This window comes from Blautia sp. MSJ-36 (assembly GCF_018917985.1).
Classification (GTDB): domain Bacteria; phylum Bacillota; class Clostridia; order Lachnospirales; family Lachnospiraceae; genus Blautia_A.
Map to the genome: position 1 here is coordinate 91,775 of NZ_JAHLPQ010000007.1, position 17,587 is coordinate 109,361.

General features: G+C 46.2%; 19 protein-coding genes. 17 read left to right on the forward strand and 2 right to left on the reverse strand.

Annotation, left to right across the window (positions count from 1 at the left end; all coding sequences use genetic code 11):
* Positions 1 to 104 precede the first annotated feature (104 nt).
* Entirely contained in the window at positions 105 to 1,565 is a 1,461-nt protein-coding gene (locus KQI39_RS07370) for an RsmF rRNA methyltransferase first C-terminal domain-containing protein (RefSeq protein ID WP_216417546.1), read from the reverse strand.
* A 223-nt stretch (positions 1,566 to 1,788) separates the two neighbouring features.
* Between KQI39_RS07370 and KQI39_RS07375 the strand changes: the two genes are divergently transcribed.
* The 10 genes from KQI39_RS07375 to KQI39_RS07420 all read left to right on the forward strand — a co-directional run bounded on the left by KQI39_RS07375 (position 1,789) and on the right by KQI39_RS07420 (position 10,188).
* Positions 1,789 to 2,106: a PadR family transcriptional regulator gene (locus KQI39_RS07375; RefSeq protein WP_015527209.1), complete on the forward strand. Its 318-nt coding sequence runs from the start codon at positions 1,789 to 1,791 to the stop codon at positions 2,104 to 2,106.
* Between the two features lie 2 nt (positions 2,107 to 2,108).
* A complete protein-coding gene (locus tag KQI39_RS07380; protein ID WP_118062757.1) occupies positions 2,109 to 2,876 on the forward strand; it encodes a DUF1700 domain-containing protein in 768 nt (255 codons plus the stop codon).
* Complete coding sequence (locus KQI39_RS07385) at positions 2,873 to 3,784, forward strand: DUF4097 family beta strand repeat-containing protein (RefSeq protein WP_216417548.1); 912 nt, start codon at positions 2,873 to 2,875, stop codon at positions 3,782 to 3,784. The genes KQI39_RS07380 and KQI39_RS07385 overlap by 4 nt, the downstream gene beginning before the upstream one ends.
* A 13-nt stretch (positions 3,785 to 3,797) precedes the next feature.
* Positions 3,798 to 3,980 carry a PspC domain-containing protein gene (locus tag KQI39_RS07390; protein WP_216417550.1) on the forward strand — a complete coding sequence of 61 codons (183 nt, stop codon included), beginning with the start codon at positions 3,798 to 3,800 and terminating at the stop codon, positions 3,978 to 3,980.
* 97 nt (positions 3,981 to 4,077) lie between these two features.
* Entirely contained in the window at positions 4,078 to 4,269 is a 192-nt protein-coding gene (locus tag KQI39_RS07395; protein ID WP_015527205.1) for a small, acid-soluble spore protein, alpha/beta type, read from the forward strand.
* Positions 4,270 to 4,432: 163 nt separating this feature from the next.
* Positions 4,433 to 5,488, forward strand: coding sequence for a DUF308 domain-containing protein (locus KQI39_RS07400; RefSeq protein WP_216417552.1), 1,056 nt, complete (start codon positions 4,433 to 4,435; stop codon positions 5,486 to 5,488).
* A gap of 43 nt (positions 5,489 to 5,531) precedes the next feature.
* Complete coding sequence (locus KQI39_RS07405) at positions 5,532 to 6,359, forward strand: arginase family protein (RefSeq protein WP_216417554.1); 828 nt, start codon at positions 5,532 to 5,534, stop codon at positions 6,357 to 6,359.
* Entirely contained in the window at positions 6,356 to 7,120 is a 765-nt protein-coding gene (locus tag KQI39_RS07410) for a prolipoprotein diacylglyceryl transferase (protein WP_174095841.1), read from the forward strand. Before KQI39_RS07405 ends, KQI39_RS07410 begins: the two co-directional genes overlap by 4 nt.
* Positions 7,121 to 7,187: 67 nt before the next feature.
* Positions 7,188 to 8,936 carry a S8 family peptidase gene (locus KQI39_RS07415; protein ID WP_216417556.1) on the forward strand — a complete coding sequence of 583 codons (1,749 nt, stop codon included), beginning with the start codon at positions 7,188 to 7,190 and terminating at the stop codon, positions 8,934 to 8,936.
* Positions 8,937 to 9,099: 163 nt separating this feature from the next.
* Positions 9,100 to 10,188, forward strand: a complete 1,089-nt coding sequence (locus KQI39_RS07420) for a class II aldolase/adducin family protein (RefSeq protein ID WP_022426599.1) — start codon at positions 9,100 to 9,102, stop codon at positions 10,186 to 10,188.
* A 150-nt stretch (positions 10,189 to 10,338) separates the two neighbouring features.
* Here the strand turns inward: KQI39_RS07420 and KQI39_RS07425 are convergent, their stop codons facing one another.
* A complete protein-coding gene (locus KQI39_RS07425; RefSeq protein ID WP_216417558.1) occupies positions 10,339 to 11,565 on the reverse strand; it encodes a 6-phosphofructokinase in 1,227 nt (408 codons plus the stop codon).
* Between the two features lie 155 nt (positions 11,566 to 11,720).
* Here KQI39_RS07425 and KQI39_RS07430 point away from each other — a divergent pair, with 155 nt between their 5' ends.
* The 7 genes from KQI39_RS07430 (at position 11,721) to KQI39_RS07460 (ending at position 17,508) form a co-directional block, all read left to right on the forward strand.
* On the forward strand, positions 11,721 to 11,951 hold the full coding sequence (locus tag KQI39_RS07430; protein ID WP_110103223.1) for an HPr family phosphocarrier protein: 231 nt from the start codon (positions 11,721 to 11,723) through the stop codon (positions 11,949 to 11,951).
* 210 nt (positions 11,952 to 12,161) lie between these two features.
* Positions 12,162 to 12,440 (forward strand): autorepressor SdpR family transcription factor, encoded by a 279-nt coding sequence (locus KQI39_RS07435; RefSeq protein ID WP_015527197.1) that lies wholly within the window; start codon positions 12,162 to 12,164, stop codon positions 12,438 to 12,440.
* Positions 12,427 to 13,086, forward strand: a complete 660-nt coding sequence (locus tag KQI39_RS07440; protein ID WP_330653987.1) for an SdpI family protein — start codon at positions 12,427 to 12,429, stop codon at positions 13,084 to 13,086. The genes KQI39_RS07435 and KQI39_RS07440 overlap by 14 nt, the downstream gene beginning before the upstream one ends.
* Positions 13,087 to 13,241: 155 nt before the next feature.
* Positions 13,242 to 13,673 carry a hypothetical protein gene (locus KQI39_RS07445; protein ID WP_216417560.1) on the forward strand — a complete coding sequence of 144 codons (432 nt, stop codon included), beginning with the start codon at positions 13,242 to 13,244 and terminating at the stop codon, positions 13,671 to 13,673.
* Between the two features lie 34 nt (positions 13,674 to 13,707).
* Positions 13,708 to 14,994: a vWA domain-containing protein gene (locus tag KQI39_RS07450; RefSeq protein WP_330653989.1), complete on the forward strand. Its 1,287-nt coding sequence runs from the start codon at positions 13,708 to 13,710 to the stop codon at positions 14,992 to 14,994.
* Complete coding sequence (locus KQI39_RS07455; RefSeq protein ID WP_216417565.1) at positions 14,991 to 16,511, forward strand: ATP-binding protein; 1,521 nt, start codon at positions 14,991 to 14,993, stop codon at positions 16,509 to 16,511. Before KQI39_RS07450 ends, KQI39_RS07455 begins: the two co-directional genes overlap by 4 nt.
* A gap of 124 nt (positions 16,512 to 16,635) precedes the next feature.
* Entirely contained in the window at positions 16,636 to 17,508 is an 873-nt protein-coding gene (locus KQI39_RS07460; RefSeq protein ID WP_021977093.1) for a phosphoribosylaminoimidazolesuccinocarboxamide synthase, read from the forward strand.
* Positions 17,509 to 17,587 lie beyond the last annotated feature (79 nt).

The following is a 17,587-nucleotide window of genomic DNA, read 5'->3' on the forward strand; positions in this document are numbered from 1 at the left end:
AAATAAAAGTCAGAGACCGAATACTTACTTTGCAGAAAGGTTCGGTCTCTGACTGGCAAATGCGATATTATATTGATGTGGGGAAATATCCTGCGGCGGAGCGCTTATACTCTCCAGCCCGCAGGATATTTGTTTTTCAGGATTCCGTTTACAAGTTTTCCGAATCCGAGAGGATAACCGTCCACGCAGAGAAGATGCCAGCCTTTTTTGTGAGCGGCCTCTTCCGGCTCGATCATAAGAGTTTCGCCTTTCGGATAACGGGTAAGCCGCTCATCAGAAACTGGCAGAGAGATAACGGCTTCCACATCTCCTTTATGAAGAGCCAGCGCCAGTGGCTGAGACGGCTCAAATCGGTTTTTCTTCAGATCACCGAGATAGAGACCGTTTCGAAGGAAGGAGATCCCCCGGAGATCCAGCGGGAAAGGCAGCTGATAGTACACTTTATCTTTGCGGACTTCCACACGATTCCAGTCAAATTCCTGGCCGCCAATGGTTTTCAGGCCGATTTCAGAGAAAAATTCCTCCAGCCATTTCCGGGTGTTTTTGTCCGGCCCTTTTGCGGAGAAATGGAAAACAGGTGGAAGAGAATCGCCTTTTTTGTGGAACAGGGCGAGAAAATGACCTTCGCCATCCATTTTGTGTGGAAAGATTCGGACGCATTTTTGAAGTTCTTCCGGATCAAATGTATTTAAGTTTAATGCGATTTCGGAATCGGAAGTGTCTGCTGTACTGGCATATTCCGGGCGACCCTGAGAGAATCCTTCGTATCCTGACATTTCCATAAGTTCCATATCCGGACGCTCACGGAGAAGATAGGCTACAACTTCTTCATCTTCGCAGGGAGAGAAGGTACAGGTGGAGTAAAGCATCATTCCACCTGGACGGAGCATATCGGCAGCTTTTAAGATCAGGTCTTTTTGGATATCGGAAAGTTCTGCGGATTTTTCCGGGGTCCAGTCACGGGCAAGTGCTTCCTCTTTTCGGAACATGCCTTCCCCGGAGCATGGGGCGTCCAGAAGGATCTTATTAAAGAAAGCCGGGAAACGCTGGGCAAGTTTTGCCGGTTTTTCGTCTGTGACGAGCATATTTTTCATGCCAAAAAGTTCCAGATTCCGAAGAAGGGCTCTGGCTCTGGAAGTGCTGATATCATTGGCAAGAAGAAAGCCGGTATCATTTAAGGCAGCCCCAAGGGCAGTTGCTTTTCCACCGGGAGCCGCACAGAGATCCAGGACAAAATCTCCCGGTTCGATGGCAAGTCTGGAAGCCGGTGTCATGGCACTTGGTTCCTGAAGATAATAAAGTCCTGCCTGGTAGTAAGGGCATCGGGCGGGGCGGCTTTCCTCATCGTAGAAGTATCCGGTATTGATCCACGGGATCGGACGGATTGGGAAAGGGGAAAGTTCCTGAAAGTCCTGGCAGGAGAGCTTTGCGGTGTTTACACGGAGACCGTAGGTGCGGGGATTTTCGTAGCTTTCAAGGAAAGCGTCATAATCATCTCCAAGCATTTCTTTCATACGCTCCAGAAAAGGAAGCGGTAATGTCTGTATTTTATCTGAATCTGTCATAATTTCCTCCATAATATCAATCTCAAACTGCTGAAAATATTATAAAGGATGAAAGGATTTTTCTAAATACTATTGACAAAACTATATTATACGATATATAGTATTATTCACAGAACAATATTACATGGCTTATCATGTGAATGAAAAACGCCATCGCGTTTCATGAGCATGTAGTAAGGTGGAAGTTGAATGTCCATTTTACAGGTCATAGAGAGGTGAGCAGATGGTATTTAATACAGGAGCAGCCCTCCTGGATGCGATTGTCCTGGCTGTTATTTCCAGAGAGAAGGACGGTACCTACGGGTATAAGATCACCCAGGATGTGCGAAGTGTTCTGGAAGTTTCAGAATCCACGCTGTATCCGGTTCTTCGAAGGCTTCAGAAGGATGAATGCCTGGAAGCCTACAATATGGAATATGCAGGCAGAAACCGGAAATATTACAAGCTGACAGATAAGGGCGCAGCGCAGCTGAATCTTTACAGAAGTGAATGGGAGATCTATTCATCCAAGATTACCAGGATGTTTGAGGAGGGAGTATAATTATGAACAGAAAGCAGTTTATGGAACAGCTTGAACGGCTGCTTTCCGATATTTCAGAGGCGGAGAGACAGGAGGCACTGGAATATTATGAAGGATATTTTGATGATGCAGGTCCGGAGAATGAAGGAGAAGTGATCCGGGAACTGGGAAATCCGGGGAAGGTTGCCGCGATCATCAAGGCAGATCTTCAGGAGAACAGTGAAGATTACGGGGAATACACAGAGAACGGATATCAGGACACCCGTGTGAAAGAGAACGGGGAGATGCCAGATCAGTACACAGAAATAACAGTACGCGGAGATGGACAGGAAGAAGAGCCTCATGATACAGGAAGTGCCGAAAACCGCAGGAAAAGTCGGGCCCAGCGTGGCTATCATGCAGAGAAGAAGCAGAATAAGGCAGGGATCATCCTTGCGCTGATCGTTCTTGTTTTTGCGGCTCCTTTGATTAAAGGATTGTTTGGCGGAGCACTGGGGATTCTGGTGACACTGGCGTTACTGCCCTTCCTGCTGACATTTTTTGCGGGAGCGGGATCGATCATTCTTGTAATCGGTGCAGTTGCGTGTATTGCTGTTGGAATTGCCATGGTGGTATCTCTTCCGTCGGCCGGGATCCTGACTATCGGTATCGGATTTCTGATGATGGCACTTGGACTTTTGTTACTGGCACTGACGGTGTGGTTCACAGGTAAGATACTACCGGCGATCCTGCGGAAATTTACAGGATTCTGCAGTAATCTCCTGAATGGAAGAAAGGCGGAAAAAGTATGAAACGTTTTCTGAAAGTAATCCTGATCCTTGCGGCAGTATTCGGTGCGGCGGGTTTGGGACTTACTGCAGGCGGAGCTGCCATGGGAGCGACCATGGGAGACATAGGCGTGCTGGATCAAGGGGTGAAGCAGTTACTTAATGTTTTAGATGGCAGAGAAAGCGTAATTGCTCCAGAAGAAGATATGGCTGAGCTTGAGGATGATTTTCAGGCAGATGCAGAGAACGCGGTAAATGAGAAAGGCGTCCTGACAGACAATGCGGACAGTTCCGCATATACGAAAGTATATGAAGCTTCTGCTGTTTCAGACCTTTCCTGTGATCTGAGATACGAAGAACTGGTCCTGAAGACCTGGAATGAGGATAAAGTGCAGGTGAAAGTTACAGGGAAGGATCACAATCGTGTTAAGATCAACAATGACAACGGCAGTTTGACAATCGCCAGTAGCCAGAAGGTAAGAAACCGTTCCATAGAAATTTTTTGCCCGAAAAACTTAAACTTTCAGAAGATAAAACTTCAGATGGGAGCCGGAACCATCCAACTAGATGGCGATTTTAAAGCAGATCAGATGGAAGTGAATGTGGGGGCAGGAACCCTTGAGAATTCCGGCAGTCTGGATGTAAAGGAAGCAGATTTTACAGTTGGTGTGGGAACTGCCGACATCAGTGAACTTCAGGTGGAGAAATTAAATGGAAGCTGTGGCATGGGAAATATGGATCTTACACTTGCTGGAAAAGCTGCGGATTATAATTATGAGCTGAAATGTGGCCTTGGAAATCTGGAGGTGGATGATTCTCAGGAAACATCCATCACTTCCGGAAATAAACAGATCACAAATGAAGGTGCCACGAAAAATATAAAACTGGATTGTGGAATGGGAAACGTTCAGGTGGACTTTGACGAAGATTAAAGGAGGAAGCATTATGAGCAACAAAAAACTTTACAAATCATCAGTAAACCGTATGTTATGTGGTCTCTGCGGCGGAATCGCGGAATACTTTGATATTGACCCGACTCTTGTACGGCTGGTATGGGTGATCATCACGCTGATGGGCGGAGCCGGAATCCTGGCGTATATCATTGCGGCCATCATTATCCCGGATTAAAGTTGACAGCATCCGTAAAGGACGGACATATTTTTCAGAATGCATAATTTCTCCGGAAAACGTCCATACTCCATAAAAAAGATGAGGAGTGTGGAAGATGAACAGGGAGAAAGAAGTAAAGGCATACCTGGAGGGGAAACTTTCCCAGGCAGAAAAACTGAAATACGAGATTGCCGATGAGATGGGAGTCCTGGATAAAGTGATCAAAGACGGGTGGAAAAGCCTCTCTGCAAAAGAAACCGGACGGATCGGTGGTCTTATGACAAAAAAGAAGAAACATAAAAAGTAAAATTCAGCCTGAAGGAACGCGGTGAAATGCCGCCGGAAAAATCCTTCAGGCTGTATTGAATTATAAGAAAATTTTTTGAAAAAAGAATTTTTTTTTGACGGTTCAGGGTGGACTGACCAGTGGAAAAGAGCTATACTGTTGGAATAACAGAGGAGGTATAAAAATGGGTGAAAAAATCAATAACATTCTGAAGGGTGAGATCATCTCTTCCGTATTTTATATACTGCTGGGACTTTGCCTGATCCTGATCCCCACACAGACGGTGGATGTGATCTGTAAAGTGGTATTCGGGCTGATCCTCATCGGAGTTGGCATTTATCATATCTATATTTACATACGTGGAAAAGCAACTGCTACGATCATGGATCTTTTAAGCGGTGTAGTTGTTTTCGTGCTGGGCGTGTTCCTTTTTATGACACCTTCCATCGTGATCAAGCTGCTTCCATGGATGCTCAGTGCATTTGTACTGGTTGACAGTCTGTGGAAATTTAAAGGTGCTTTTCTTCTGAAAAAAGGTGGACGCGGTGCATGGAGTGTGCTTCTGATCGGCAGTCTTGTTTTTATTGCACTTGGAATTGTGATGTTGTTTGGAAGATTTCCAAAGATCATGACGCTGTTGATCTTTTCCGGTTGGGTGCTGGTGTGTGACGGAGCTGTGGATATCGTATTTTTTATTATTATGAAGCTGGGACTTCGAAAAATCGCGAAAAAAGCGGAGGCAGAGAAGGAAGAGGCTGGTTCAGATGCTGTAAATGAAACAGCAGATATGGATATGCCAGATGATACAAAACCGCAGGATGAAAATGAGCCAAATGAGTTGCAGAGTGGGAGTGGAGCAGAATATCCAACAGACAATGTGGCAGAGAGTACACCGGTTGAAGCAATGGAAACGGAACCGGAGAAAAAGTCCAGACGTGGAATCTTCCGAAAAAAAGAGAAGGATCAGGAGGAAGAGAGTAAACCTGTAACAGAAACTACAGAAGAAACTACAACGGCTATGACGGCACAGGATACAGACGGATATTCTACGGACAGAAAAGAGACAGAAGAGTCCGCAAAACCGGAAGAAGAACAGAAGCAGGAGAATTCCCGCTGGGAAAAAGAACCGGAGAATGTAGAAATGAAACTCTGGGATGTGGGCAAAGACCAGGCGGAGACCGGCAGCCTGAAGGATCTTCTGGACGGTTCCGATGAAGACCTGGAAGAGTGGAAGGACTGACACCTCTCTTGCATCATCTGCCATTCCGTGGTAAGATGTGCACATGAAAAATACAGATAAAAATATTAAGATACTGATGATGGATTTTTCCGGAATATATGAGGATCAGCAGTTCTGGAGGGGAAAAGAAGCAGCCCGGGTGGAGGCCAGGGACATTCCCGGAACTAACTGCTACTGCGATGAGGATGCGATGAATGCCATTCGCAGCCGCATTGCCCCTTATTCTTCCGGAGAGATCCATTTTATTGATTCCGGAAACTATCACTATATGACAAGGATTTGGCTGGAAAAGATCCCGGAGCCTTTTGAACTTCTTGTATTTGACAATCATACAGATATGCAGCCACCTGCATTCGGAGGCCTGCTTTCCTGCGGAGGATGGATTTATGATTCCATTATGGAACTTCCTCTGCTTAAAAAGGTGATCCTGATCGGCCCGGATGAGGAGGCTTTTTCCAGAGTGGAACCGGAGCTTAGGGAAAAGGTGGAGTTTTTGAGCAGGGAGAAACTTCTGGAAATGGAAGAGACAGAAGTGTGTGCATTTGTAAAAGAACAGGTGGGAGAATATCCGTTATATATTTCCATAGACAAAGATGTTCTCTGCGAGACGGATGCAGATACAAACTGGAGTCAGGGGGATATGCGGTTAAGTACCATGCTGAAATGTCTGGGTGCTGTCAGAGAGAAATGTGTTGAGGGGATTTTCAGGATCCTTGGTGTGGATATCTGTGGGGAATGTGATGTGGCAGAACCTGGAAATAGTGCGTTGAATGACAGAGCCAATGCAGCGCTGCTGGAATTTTTTACATCTACAGATGTGGGTGAGGATATTGAGGAAAACAAAAACGGGACATCAGGAGGAAACCGATGAAAAATGAACTTCTTACCATCGGGCCATTTACGGTATACGGGTATGGCCTGATGATCGCCATTGGAATTGTGGCAGGTTGTCTGACTGCAGAGTACAGAGCCAGAAAACAGGGACTTGACAGTGAACAGATCTTTCCGATGGTCCTGTGGTGCCTGGTGGGTGGATTTCTTTGTGCAAAACTTCTCTTCTGGATTACAGAGTGGAAATCAATCATTCAGGATCCGGGATTTATGATGGAAACGTTAAGTTCCGGTTTTGTGGTGTTTGGAGGAATCATCGGCGGGATACTGACAGGATTTTTGTACTGCAGGATCAGAAAACTTGTATTTTTTAAATATGCGGATGTGATCCTGCCATCTGTGGCGCTGGCCCAGGGATTTGGACGGATCGGATGTTTTCTGGCGGGCTGTTGTTATGGAAAAGAGACAGAGAGTGTTTTTTCTGTGATATTTCAGAATTCAGAATATGCGCCCAATCACGTGGCACTGATCCCGACGCAGCTGTATTCCAGCGGACTGGATTTTCTGCATTTTCTTTTGCTGTTGCTGATCGCGCGGAATAAAAAAGCAGATGGCCAGGTGACTGCCTGCTATCTGATCTTTTACAGCATTGGACGCTTTGTGATCGAGTTTTTCCGTGGGGATATTATCCGGGGAAGTGTGGGGATTTTGTCAACTTCCCAGTTTATCAGTATTTTTACCGGGATTGCTGGGATTGTGCTGTTGATACTGGTGATGAAAAGAAAGAATCAGACAGCGTAGGACAGTAGTGTCATAAGGACAGGTTTTCTTTGCATACATCTATGAAAAAGACGAAAGCAGGCCTGCCATGCTCAGAAAAGAAGATTTTGAACCAAATATGAAAACAGAGGATAAGATCCCCGGAGCGCAGTCGGAAAATCCGGCACAGAGTCAGCGCTTCGGGGATTTTATCGTGAAATATATGCAGAATGTAAAGGACACCATGGAACTTTTTCCGGGGACATCTTTTCAGGCAATCAATGAGATTTTCGGGGTTCTCTATGTTCCGCTGGAAAGTATGGGAGAACTTGAGGTCACGGGAACATCCTATAATTCGATCCCGAAATGTTACACGTATATGGACATGGAGGCAGCAGGGGCATCGGGGATCACCAGGCTGCATGACCATCCGTATCTCAAACTTCGGGGAAAGGGGACGGCGGTGGCAGTGATCGACTCGGGGATTGATTATCAGAATGCCGTGTTTCGAAATGCAGGCGGTTCCAGGATCGCTTATTTATGGGATCAGTCGCTGGAAGATGGGACTGATATAGCAGGTACAGAAGTTCCCTATGGCAGGTTATTCCGTAAAAATGATATCGACCAGGCACTGGCTTTTGAGGATCCGTTTTCTGTTGTGCCATCCCGTGATACCAATGGACATGGCACGGCACTTGCCGGCATTGCGGCAGGAAATATGGTCCCGGGAGAAAATTTTACCGGAGCGGCGCCGGAAGCGACATTGATCATCATCAAGGTAAAACCGGCAAAACAATACCTCCGGAATTTTTATCTCTACCCTCCGGATGCAGAAGTCTTTCAGGAAAATGACGTGATGATGGCCATCGCTTATGCGATTTCCTGGGCGAAAAAACTGGAGATGCCACTTTCTATCTGCCTGGGGATCGGAAGCAGCCAGGGTGCTCATCTGGGAACCAATGCGTTAAGCCAGTATGTGGACTATGTGGCAAATTTTTCCCAGGTATCCGTATCTGTGGCAGCAGGAAACGAAGGAAATACAAGAAACCACAGTACGGGGATTTTTTCTCAGGAAAGGGAGCAGATCGTGACAGAGCTCCGTGTGGCAGAAAGGGAGCAGGGATTTACCATGGAATTCTGGGGAGAGCCACCGGAGATCTACGGGCTTTCCATCCAGTCACCCACCGGTGAGATACTGGAAGTCAGCAGTTCCATCGGTTCCAGAACCCAGGAGCTTTCTTTTGTCTTTGTGGAAACAAAGGTGTATGTGAATTATATCCTGATTGAGCGGCAGACCGGATATTCGCTGGTGTATATCCGATTTTTCCATCCGGCGTCCGGCATCTGGAAAATTTTCACCAAGGCAAGAAACAGGCAGAACGTACAGTTCCACATGTGGCTTCCTGTGGAAGGGCTGATCTCCCAGGATACCTATTTTCTGGAACCCTCTCCCTACACCACGGTGACAGCGCCGGGAGATGCCAGGAACAGCATCACGGCAACCGCCTACCAGCACCGTGACGGAAGCATCTATATTGCAGCAGGCAGAGGCTATACACCAGATGGTATGATAACCCCACATCTGGCAGCACCTGGTGTTAACGTAAAAGTACCACTGGTACGAGGAGATTTTGGAACCCGCTCCGGAACCAGCATCTCCGCCGCACAGACCGCCGGCATCGCGGCACTTCTGTTTGAATGGGCGATCATACGGGATAACCAGCCGTTTTTTACAGGAAGCAGCGTGAAATATTATCTGCAGAGAGGCGCAAGAAGAGAAGAAAACATGCAGTATCCCAATCCGGAGTGGGGGTATGGGAAGGTGGATCTGTATCATACCTTTGAGCTGCTGACGTGAATAATGCTCTGCTCAAAGGTTGGTATCATATTGGTAAGACCATAAAAGGATACGAAAGTACTAATTTTGGAAAAAATATTCATATAGATAATTCACCCTGCATCGTGTACTATAAACATATAGAAAAAATTATATAATGACACAACAGGGAGGAATTTTACTTATGGAGCTTTCAACTTTGGTAAAAATGTCAAACACTTACGGAAGTAATCCGGCTTATGTTCTGGCAGGAGGCGGTAATACTTCTGTAAAAGACGATACAACATTGTATGTAAAGGGATCTGGTACACAGCTTGCTACCATTAAGGCAGAGGAATTTGTCAAAATGGACAGAGCCCGTCTGAATGAGATCATGAAAACGGAATATCCGGCAGATGATGTGAAGCGTGAATCTGCATATCTTGCAGATGTAATGGCGGCAGTGACCGATGAGGATAAAACCAAACGTCCCAGCGTGGAAGCGCTGCTCCACAATCTGTTTGCCTATACGTATGTCCTGCATGTTCATCCGACACTTATCAATGGACTGACCTGCGGAAAGGGCGCAAAGGCTCTCTGCAAAGAGCTTCTTGGAAAAGACGTACTCTGGATCGATATCTGCAAACCGGGATACACACTTGCCCGTATCTGCTTCGAGAAAATGAATGCCTATAAAGAAGAAACAGGAAAAGACGTGCAGGTCCTTCTGCTTCAGAATCACGGAATTTTTGTTGCGGCTGATACTGTAGAGGAAATCGGCGTTTTATTTGATGGTGTGATCGGAAAGCTGGAAAAGCAGGTAAAGAGAACTGCGGATGTAAGTGATGCAGTTACACCTGAAAAAGAGCAGGCAGCACAGAAGCTTTCCAGTCTGCTCGGACATGCGGTTGAGGTCGTACCGGCTGCGGAGGCTGATGATTTTGTAAAAGATAAAACTGCTGCGGCACCTCTTCTGAAGCCGTTTACTCCGGATCATATCGTATACTGCGGACCTTATCCGTTATTTGTGGAAAATATTGATGAGGCGAAAAATGCGCTGGATGCATTTATGACAGAGCATGATAAAGAGCCAAGACTGATCCTGGTACAGGGCGTTGGCGCATTTATCATGGAAGATGACAAAGGAAAGGCTGCAAAGGCACAGCTTCTGGTAAAGGATGCGATCAAGCTTGCGGTGTATGCGGAGAGCTTTGGCGGCCCGCTGCAGATGACCGATGAGATCACATATTTTATTACACACTGGGAAGCAGAAGCATACCGCAGTAAGAAATAAAAAAGAAAAATATATAGAGAAATAAAGAAAATGCATCGGGAACTATCAGGAAATTCCCGGTGCATTTTTTTGTCAAATGACGGATAAATAGTTACTCAGGACAGAGTTACGCAGCAAATGTGGATATTTTTATCCGCATTACTACAAATCTTATTTCCGATACACGAATGCCGGCAGTCCGTCCTCGCCAACCGGAACATTTACAGTTCCCTGGATCAGCGGGCGGGCATAGCGGATAAAGTCTTCGGTGACATCGGAGCCGTCTTCTGTGATCCATTCCACAGGGACAGTCTTTTCTTCGTTGCAGATAGCGTTAACATCCTCCAGTGTGCATTTCATGGAGTACGGAGAATCACTCTGACGTTTAAATGCGATCATCTTTCCGGTTTCGCCGTTCAGGGCAGCCTGTACACCAAATTCACCGGCGAGGATGCCTTCCTGCTGGTCTGTTCCGGCGAGCATGGCTGCGGAGCAGCGTTGGCTTACATTGAGCTCTACCGAGCGGGCTTTGACACCAAGACGGCTGCGTACAAGATTCTCAAGATATTTACCGCAGCCAGCCAGCATTTTGTGACCGAAGGCGTCGGTTCCGGCAGCACTGTCGTATTCGCAGATGAAGGTGCCGTCTTTATCATGGATTCCCTCCGATACACAGACTACGACGTTGCAGTTTTTCTCAAAGGCAGCATTAACTTTCCGGAGAAATTCTTCTACATCGAAATCAGTTTCCGGAAGATAAATGAGAAGCGGATTGTCTCCAACGTATTTCCGGGCAAGGGCAGCAGCTCCGGTGAGCCAGCCAGCGTGACGTCCCATGATCTCGATGATGGTGACGGATCTTTTCTCATAGACACAGGCGTCCAGGGTGATCTCACGGACGGTGGAGGCTACGTAGCGGGCAGCACTTCCGAATCCGGGAGTATGGTCGGTGTTTACAAGGTCGTTATCAATGGTCTTCGGCTCACCGAGGATACGGATGTCGCTGCCGATCTTTTCTGCATAGCGGGAAAGCTTGCTGACGGTATCCATAGAATCATTGCCGCCGATATAAAAGAACCAGCCGATATTCATCTCCTCGAATTTCTGAAAAAGCTTCGGATAAACCGGATCCTCCAGGGATTCCGGAAGCTTGTAACGGCAGGAGCCAAGGTAAGCGCCGGGGGTCCAGGTAAGAGCGAGAAGCTGCTCTCCCGGAAGTGCTTCCTGGAAATCAAGGACTGTTCCGTTTAAAAATCCTTCAATGCCGTTGACCATACCATAAACATGGTCGATCTTTTCTGTATGTTTAAGTGCTTCGGATACCACACCGTAAAGACTGCTGTTGATAGCTGCGGTCGGTCCGCCGGACTGTCCTGCGATAAGGTTCTTTTTTGACATTCTGATACCTCCTGGGTGTTGTTTTTTATATTGTAACAGAAATAGGAGAAGATAACATCTAAAAAAATCACCTTTTTTATAAAAAAATTACTCTATGCAAATGGTTATATCATAGTAATATAATAGTATATACAGAGAAAAGAGGTGAAAAAACGATGACAGTAAGAAAAGTACAGTTTGAGAGCATGGATGAAGTGAACCGTTTTCTTGATGTGACAGAGCATTTTCCGTTTGCAGTGGATCTGAAAAGGGGAAGCAGAACAGTAAATGGCAAATCCATTCTTGGAGTTGCATCCATTGGCCTTGGCAGAGAGATGGACTTTTGTGCACATGTGCCGGAGCTTGCGCCGGAGATCACATCCAGTCTTGGTTTTTGCATGAGGTAGGTTTAAGAGGGGAAAAAATAAATAATGGTTGATCGATGGTGAATGAGGATATCGTAAGGTCGCAGAGGCGATGGTCGGTATCCTCATTTTTTTATAGATGACAAATGTAAGTATTTAGAAAAAAATCTAAATACTTATTGACTGGGAAATCCGAAAATGCTATATTCTATTTAGAAATATTTCTAAATACTATCCGAAAGGAGGTACACGATGGCGTTTGCGGAAACCTTCAAGGCACTTTCGGATCCTGTGCGGAGAGAAATCCTGCAGCTTCTGAAAAACGGGAAAATGTCAGCCGGTGAGATCGGAGGACATTTTGATATGACAGGCGCAACCATATCCTATCATCTGAAAATTTTGAAGAAAGCAGATCTTGTGTGGGAGACGAAGGTGAAGAATTTCGTGTATTACGAACTGAATACCACAGTTGTAGAGGAACTGCTTCTGTGGCTCAGTGATCTGAAAGGGGGAAAGAATGATGAAAGGTGAAGAAAGAAAAGAATTTCTGAAGGAATATAAAATGTCTCTGATCTCCGGGAGTATCCTTACGATCTCGCCGTCACTGGCAGGGATCCTGCTGTGGAACCGTCTGCCGGAGAAAATCGCAACACATTTTGATCAGCACAATCTGGCCAACGGCTGGAGCAGCAAGCCGATGGCAGTTTTCGGAATTCCGTTTCTGCTTTTGCTGATCCATCTGTTTTGCTTGTTTTTTACAGCCAATGATCCAAAGCGAAAAAATATCAACAGGCGTATTTTTACCATGATCCTGTGGCTGGTTCCGGTGGTGTCTGTGATCACCTGCATGTCGATCTATGGTCTTGCTCTGGGTATGGACATTGATATAGGTGTGATCGTAAATATCATGGTGGGGATCATGTTTATCATTCTCGGAAATTATGTTCATAAGGTAAAACAGAACTACACAGTGGGAATGAAGCTTCCCTGGACTTTGAACAGCGAGGAGAACTGGAACCGTACCAACCGTATGACAGGCTGGATACTGATCCTGTCGGGGCTGCTTTTTCTTATGAATTCGCTGCTCCTGAAAACGGAAATTGTTTTGGCGGTAATTTTGCTGGTCATCCTTGTGCCAATGATCTATTCATTTATTCTTTATAAAAAGGGAATCTGAGAAAAATCTTCAGACCGTCATTGTCGTAAAAAGGCAATGGCGGTTTCTTTTTTAACAAAAAATAATGTTCAAACAAAGCGGTACGTGATATGATAATGTCATACAAAAGTATTTCCTCGAACACTATAAACAGACAGCAGACAGGAGGGATTATTATGACAGAATTAAGCCGTTTTCAAAAAGATGTGGAAGTTGCTGCCACTGCCCTTGAAATGCGGGCGGAGAACGAGGATGCTAAAGAAGAGGCTATTCATCTTTACCGGAAATTCGGAAGTACCAAGCAGGAGCCGCTGCGGTTGGCAGTTGCCCTGCGGGGATATTTTCTGGAGGAAGGTGTGGAGGAAGAGGAACGCGCGCATTATGGAGCATATCTTAAGAAAAGGATCCGTCCGGCTGTGGAACGCCTGATCCTGGAAGATGACTGGGAAAAGATCGAGAAGCTTTATGAGAACGAATGGTTTGGGGAACAGGAACTGGAAGTATTTCTGAAACTGGCCGAAGAGTGGAGGAGACCTGCAGCGCTGGTGGGACTTCTCCATTTAAAAAAAGAAAATTATGGATTTAAAGAGAAGAAATTTGAACTGTGATTTTTCCAGGAAACCAGGAAGGGAGGCGGATTCGGTGGACCGGAGGCAGGAAGAGCTCGGAATACATATCCTGGAAAATATAAGGAACGAGCTGTACTACTATTTTCCATATCTGGACGGTGCTTTTGCCTGCATTTCCGGGACGGGCTCAGAGCAGACCAGAACCATTGGAACAGATGGAGCGTTCTTCCTTTTTTCCCCGGAATATCTGCTGGAGCTTTATGTGAAAAAGCCGGAGGATGTACGAAGGGGTTATCTGCATATGCTGCTGCACTGTCTGTATCTGCACCTTTTTCGGGAAGATCAGGAGGACAGACGCTTATGGAACCTGGCCTGTGATATTGCGGTGGAACAGATCATTTCCAGAGAAAAGATCCCGGTTCTGGAGACAGGCGGAAATACAAAAAAAATCCGGGAAAAAGTTTTCCGTATGCTTGGAAACGGCGCGGATTCCGCAGAAAAGATCTGCCGGAAACTGAAAGAACAGGGATTTCCATTTCAATTGGAAGAGTTGGAAGAAGCGTTCCATTTTGATGATCACTCACTATGGGATGCCTGCACAGGAGAAAAGGGAAAAAAGACAAAAGAAAAATGGAACAGGCTTCTTTCTTATACCGCCGCAAACCGTCAGGATCACCGGAAACGGCGGGGAAGCCAGAAAGGAGACCAGAAGGAAGAAGCTGGTCCCGTAAGATCCGGCAGATACGATTACAAAAAATTTCTCCGCCAGTTTTCCGTACTGAGGGAAGAAGTGGAACTAGATACGGAGAGCTTTGATTATATTTTTTATAATTATGGAATGGAGCATTATGGAAATCTTCCGCTGATCGAGCCACTGGAATATAAGGAAGTGAACCGCCTGGAGGAGCTGGTGATCGCCATTGATACCTCCGGTTCCTGCGATGGAGAGACTGTGCGGAGATTCCTGGGAGAAACCTATTCCATCCTTAGCGAAAAAGAGAATTTTTTCCATAAGATGAAAGTCTACCTGATCCAGTGTGACTGCTGCATCCAGGATGTTAAGGTGATCCATTCCGAGGAAGAATGGAAGGAATACAGCAAAAATATCACCATACAGGGACGGGGCGGAACGGATTTCCGGCCGGTGTTCCGGTATGTGAAGGAGCAGCAGGAGAAAAAAGAAATCCGCAGTCTTAAGGCTCTGATCTATTTTACGGACGGGGACGGGATATATCCCGGAAGCAAACCGGATCATGAGACGGCCTTTGTATTTTTGCATAAAACAGAAAAAATGGAGCTTGTTCCGCCCTGGGCGATCCGGCTTGTGGCAGAGCAGGAGGGAGTGCGCCGTAAACGATGAATATAAAAGAAGCAAAAGAAGAGATCAAACATACATTACTTGCATACAACAAAAAAGATTCCCGCGGACATTACACGTTTCCAAAACTGAGACAGCGTCCCATTCTTCTCATGGGGCCTCCTGGAATCGGAAAAACAGCAATTATGGAACAGGTGGCAGAGGAATGTGAGGTGGGTCTTGTAGCTTATACGATCACACACCATACAAGGCAGAGCGCAGTAGGCCTTCCAAGGATCGTGACCCGCTGCTACAACGGAAAAGAAGTGAGTATTACAGAATATACCTTAAGCGAGATCATTGCATCTGTATATGACTGTATGGAGCAGACAGGAAAAAAAGAGGGGATTCTGTTTATTGACGAGATCAACTGTGTTTCCGAGACGCTGGCTCCTACAATGCTGCAGTTCCTCCAGAACAAAACGTTTGGAAGCCACAGCGTGCCGGAAGGATGGCTGATCGCGGCAGCGGGAAATCCTCCGGAATATAATAAGTCGGTCCGGGAGTTTGATATCGTAACCCTGGACCGTGTGCGGAGGATGGATATCGAGGCAGATCTTGATGTGTGGATGGAGTATGCCTGGAAAAAGGAGATTCACGGATCGATCCTGGCTTATCTTGGTATGAAAAAAGATCATTTTTATTCTGTGGAGAATACGGTGGACGGGAAGTTTTTTGTGACAGCAAGAGGATGGGAGGATCTGTCTGAGATCCTGAAAGCCTACGAGGAACTGGGCGTGGAGATCACGGAGAATCTGATCGGAGAGTATCTCTGCCGGGATGAGATTGCAAGGAGCTTTTTTGCCAGTTATCAGCTGTACCGGAAGTACGGAGAGGACTATGACCTTAAACGCCTGCTTTCCGGAGAGATGACGGAGGAAGAACAGCGGAAAAAGGTAAAAATGGCGGAGGCAGCTTCTTTTGAGGAACGTTTTCTTGTGACGGGGCTTCTGCTTGATGGACTGAATGGAAGCTTTCTGTTTTATGAGAAGATAGATGGAGAGACGGATGCTGTTTATCAGGAACTCCTGCATCTGAAAGCTTTCCTTCATGATAAAAAGGATATGACAGCGCTGGATGAATTTACAGATGTGAAGAAAAAAAGTCTGGCAATCCGTCTGGAAGCAGAGCTTCTTAACCTGGAGCAGCAGATGACAGAAGAGTTTGTGATCCATACGCTGGAGGCGTTCAGCCTTACTATCCGAAAGGAGCATATCACAGAGACAGATGCTGGTTTTGAGCGGATCCGGCAGCTGTTTGCGGAGATGGTGGAGAAGAGAAAAAACTGCGCCGAAAAGATCATCAGGGAGCTGGAACGGGCATTTGCCTTTATGAAAGCATGCTTCGGGGACGGACAGGAAACGGTGCTTTTTGTCACAGGACTCACCCGGAACAGCCATGCAGCAGCCTTTATCCGGGAGTATGGATGTGACCCTTATTTTGCCTGCAGCGAGAAGCTTCTTTACCGGAAACAGGAGAAGAAACTTCAGGAAGAATGTGAGTCGCTATTAAAAATATGAATGATCCCTTAACGAATACTTATGACTGAAAAGGGCCTGGCGTCTTGACAGGAGGGCTTCAGTGGTGATACGGTAACGGTGTCGAAAACAAAAACCAAATAACCGAATGATGAGGTGTGAGAACATGCAGGAATTAAAACCAATCAAAGAAGGTAAAGTACGTGAGATCTATGACAATGGCGACAGTCTGATCATGGTTGCAACAGACCGTATCAGCTGCTTTGACGTAATTCTGAATAACGAAGTTACAAAGAAAGGTGCTGTACTGACCCAGATGTCCAAATTCTGGTTTGACATGACTGAGGACATTCTTCCAAACCACATGATTTCTGTAGATACCAAGGATATGCCGGAGTTTTTCCAGCAGGAGAAATTCGAAGGAAAATCCATGATGTGCCGTAAACTGAACATGCTGCCGATCGAGTGTATCGTACGTGGATACATCACAGGAAGCGGCTGGGCAAGCTACAAGGAGAACGGTACTGTATGCGGCATCAAGCTTCCGGAAGGCCTGAAGGAATCCGACAAGCTGCCTGAGCCGATCTACACACCATCTACCAAGGCTGAGATCGGTGACCACGATGAGAATATTTCTTTTGAGCAGAGTATTGATCATCTTGAGAAATACTTCCCTGGAAAAGGTCGTGAGTACGCTGAGAAACTTCGTGACAACACCATCGCTCTTTACAAAAAATGTGCAGAGTACGCGCTCAGCAAGGGAATCATCATTGCAGATACAAAATTCGAGTTTGGTCTTGATGAGGACGGCAACATGGTCATCGGTGATGAGATGCTGACACCGGACAGCTCCCGTTTCTGGCCGGCAGAAGGCTATGAACCAGGACATGGCCAGCCATCTTTTGATAAACAGTTTGCACGTGACTGGCTGAAAGCCAATCCGGATAACGACTGGACACTTCCGCAGGAGATCGTGGACAAGACCATCGAGAAATATCTCCAGGCATACAAAATGCTCACAGGCAAAGAACTGGACTGAAAATAACAGCAGCTCTGAAATAGAACATACCTTACAAACCGCTTCGGACGCCCATTCCGAGGCGGTTTTCTTTCTATAT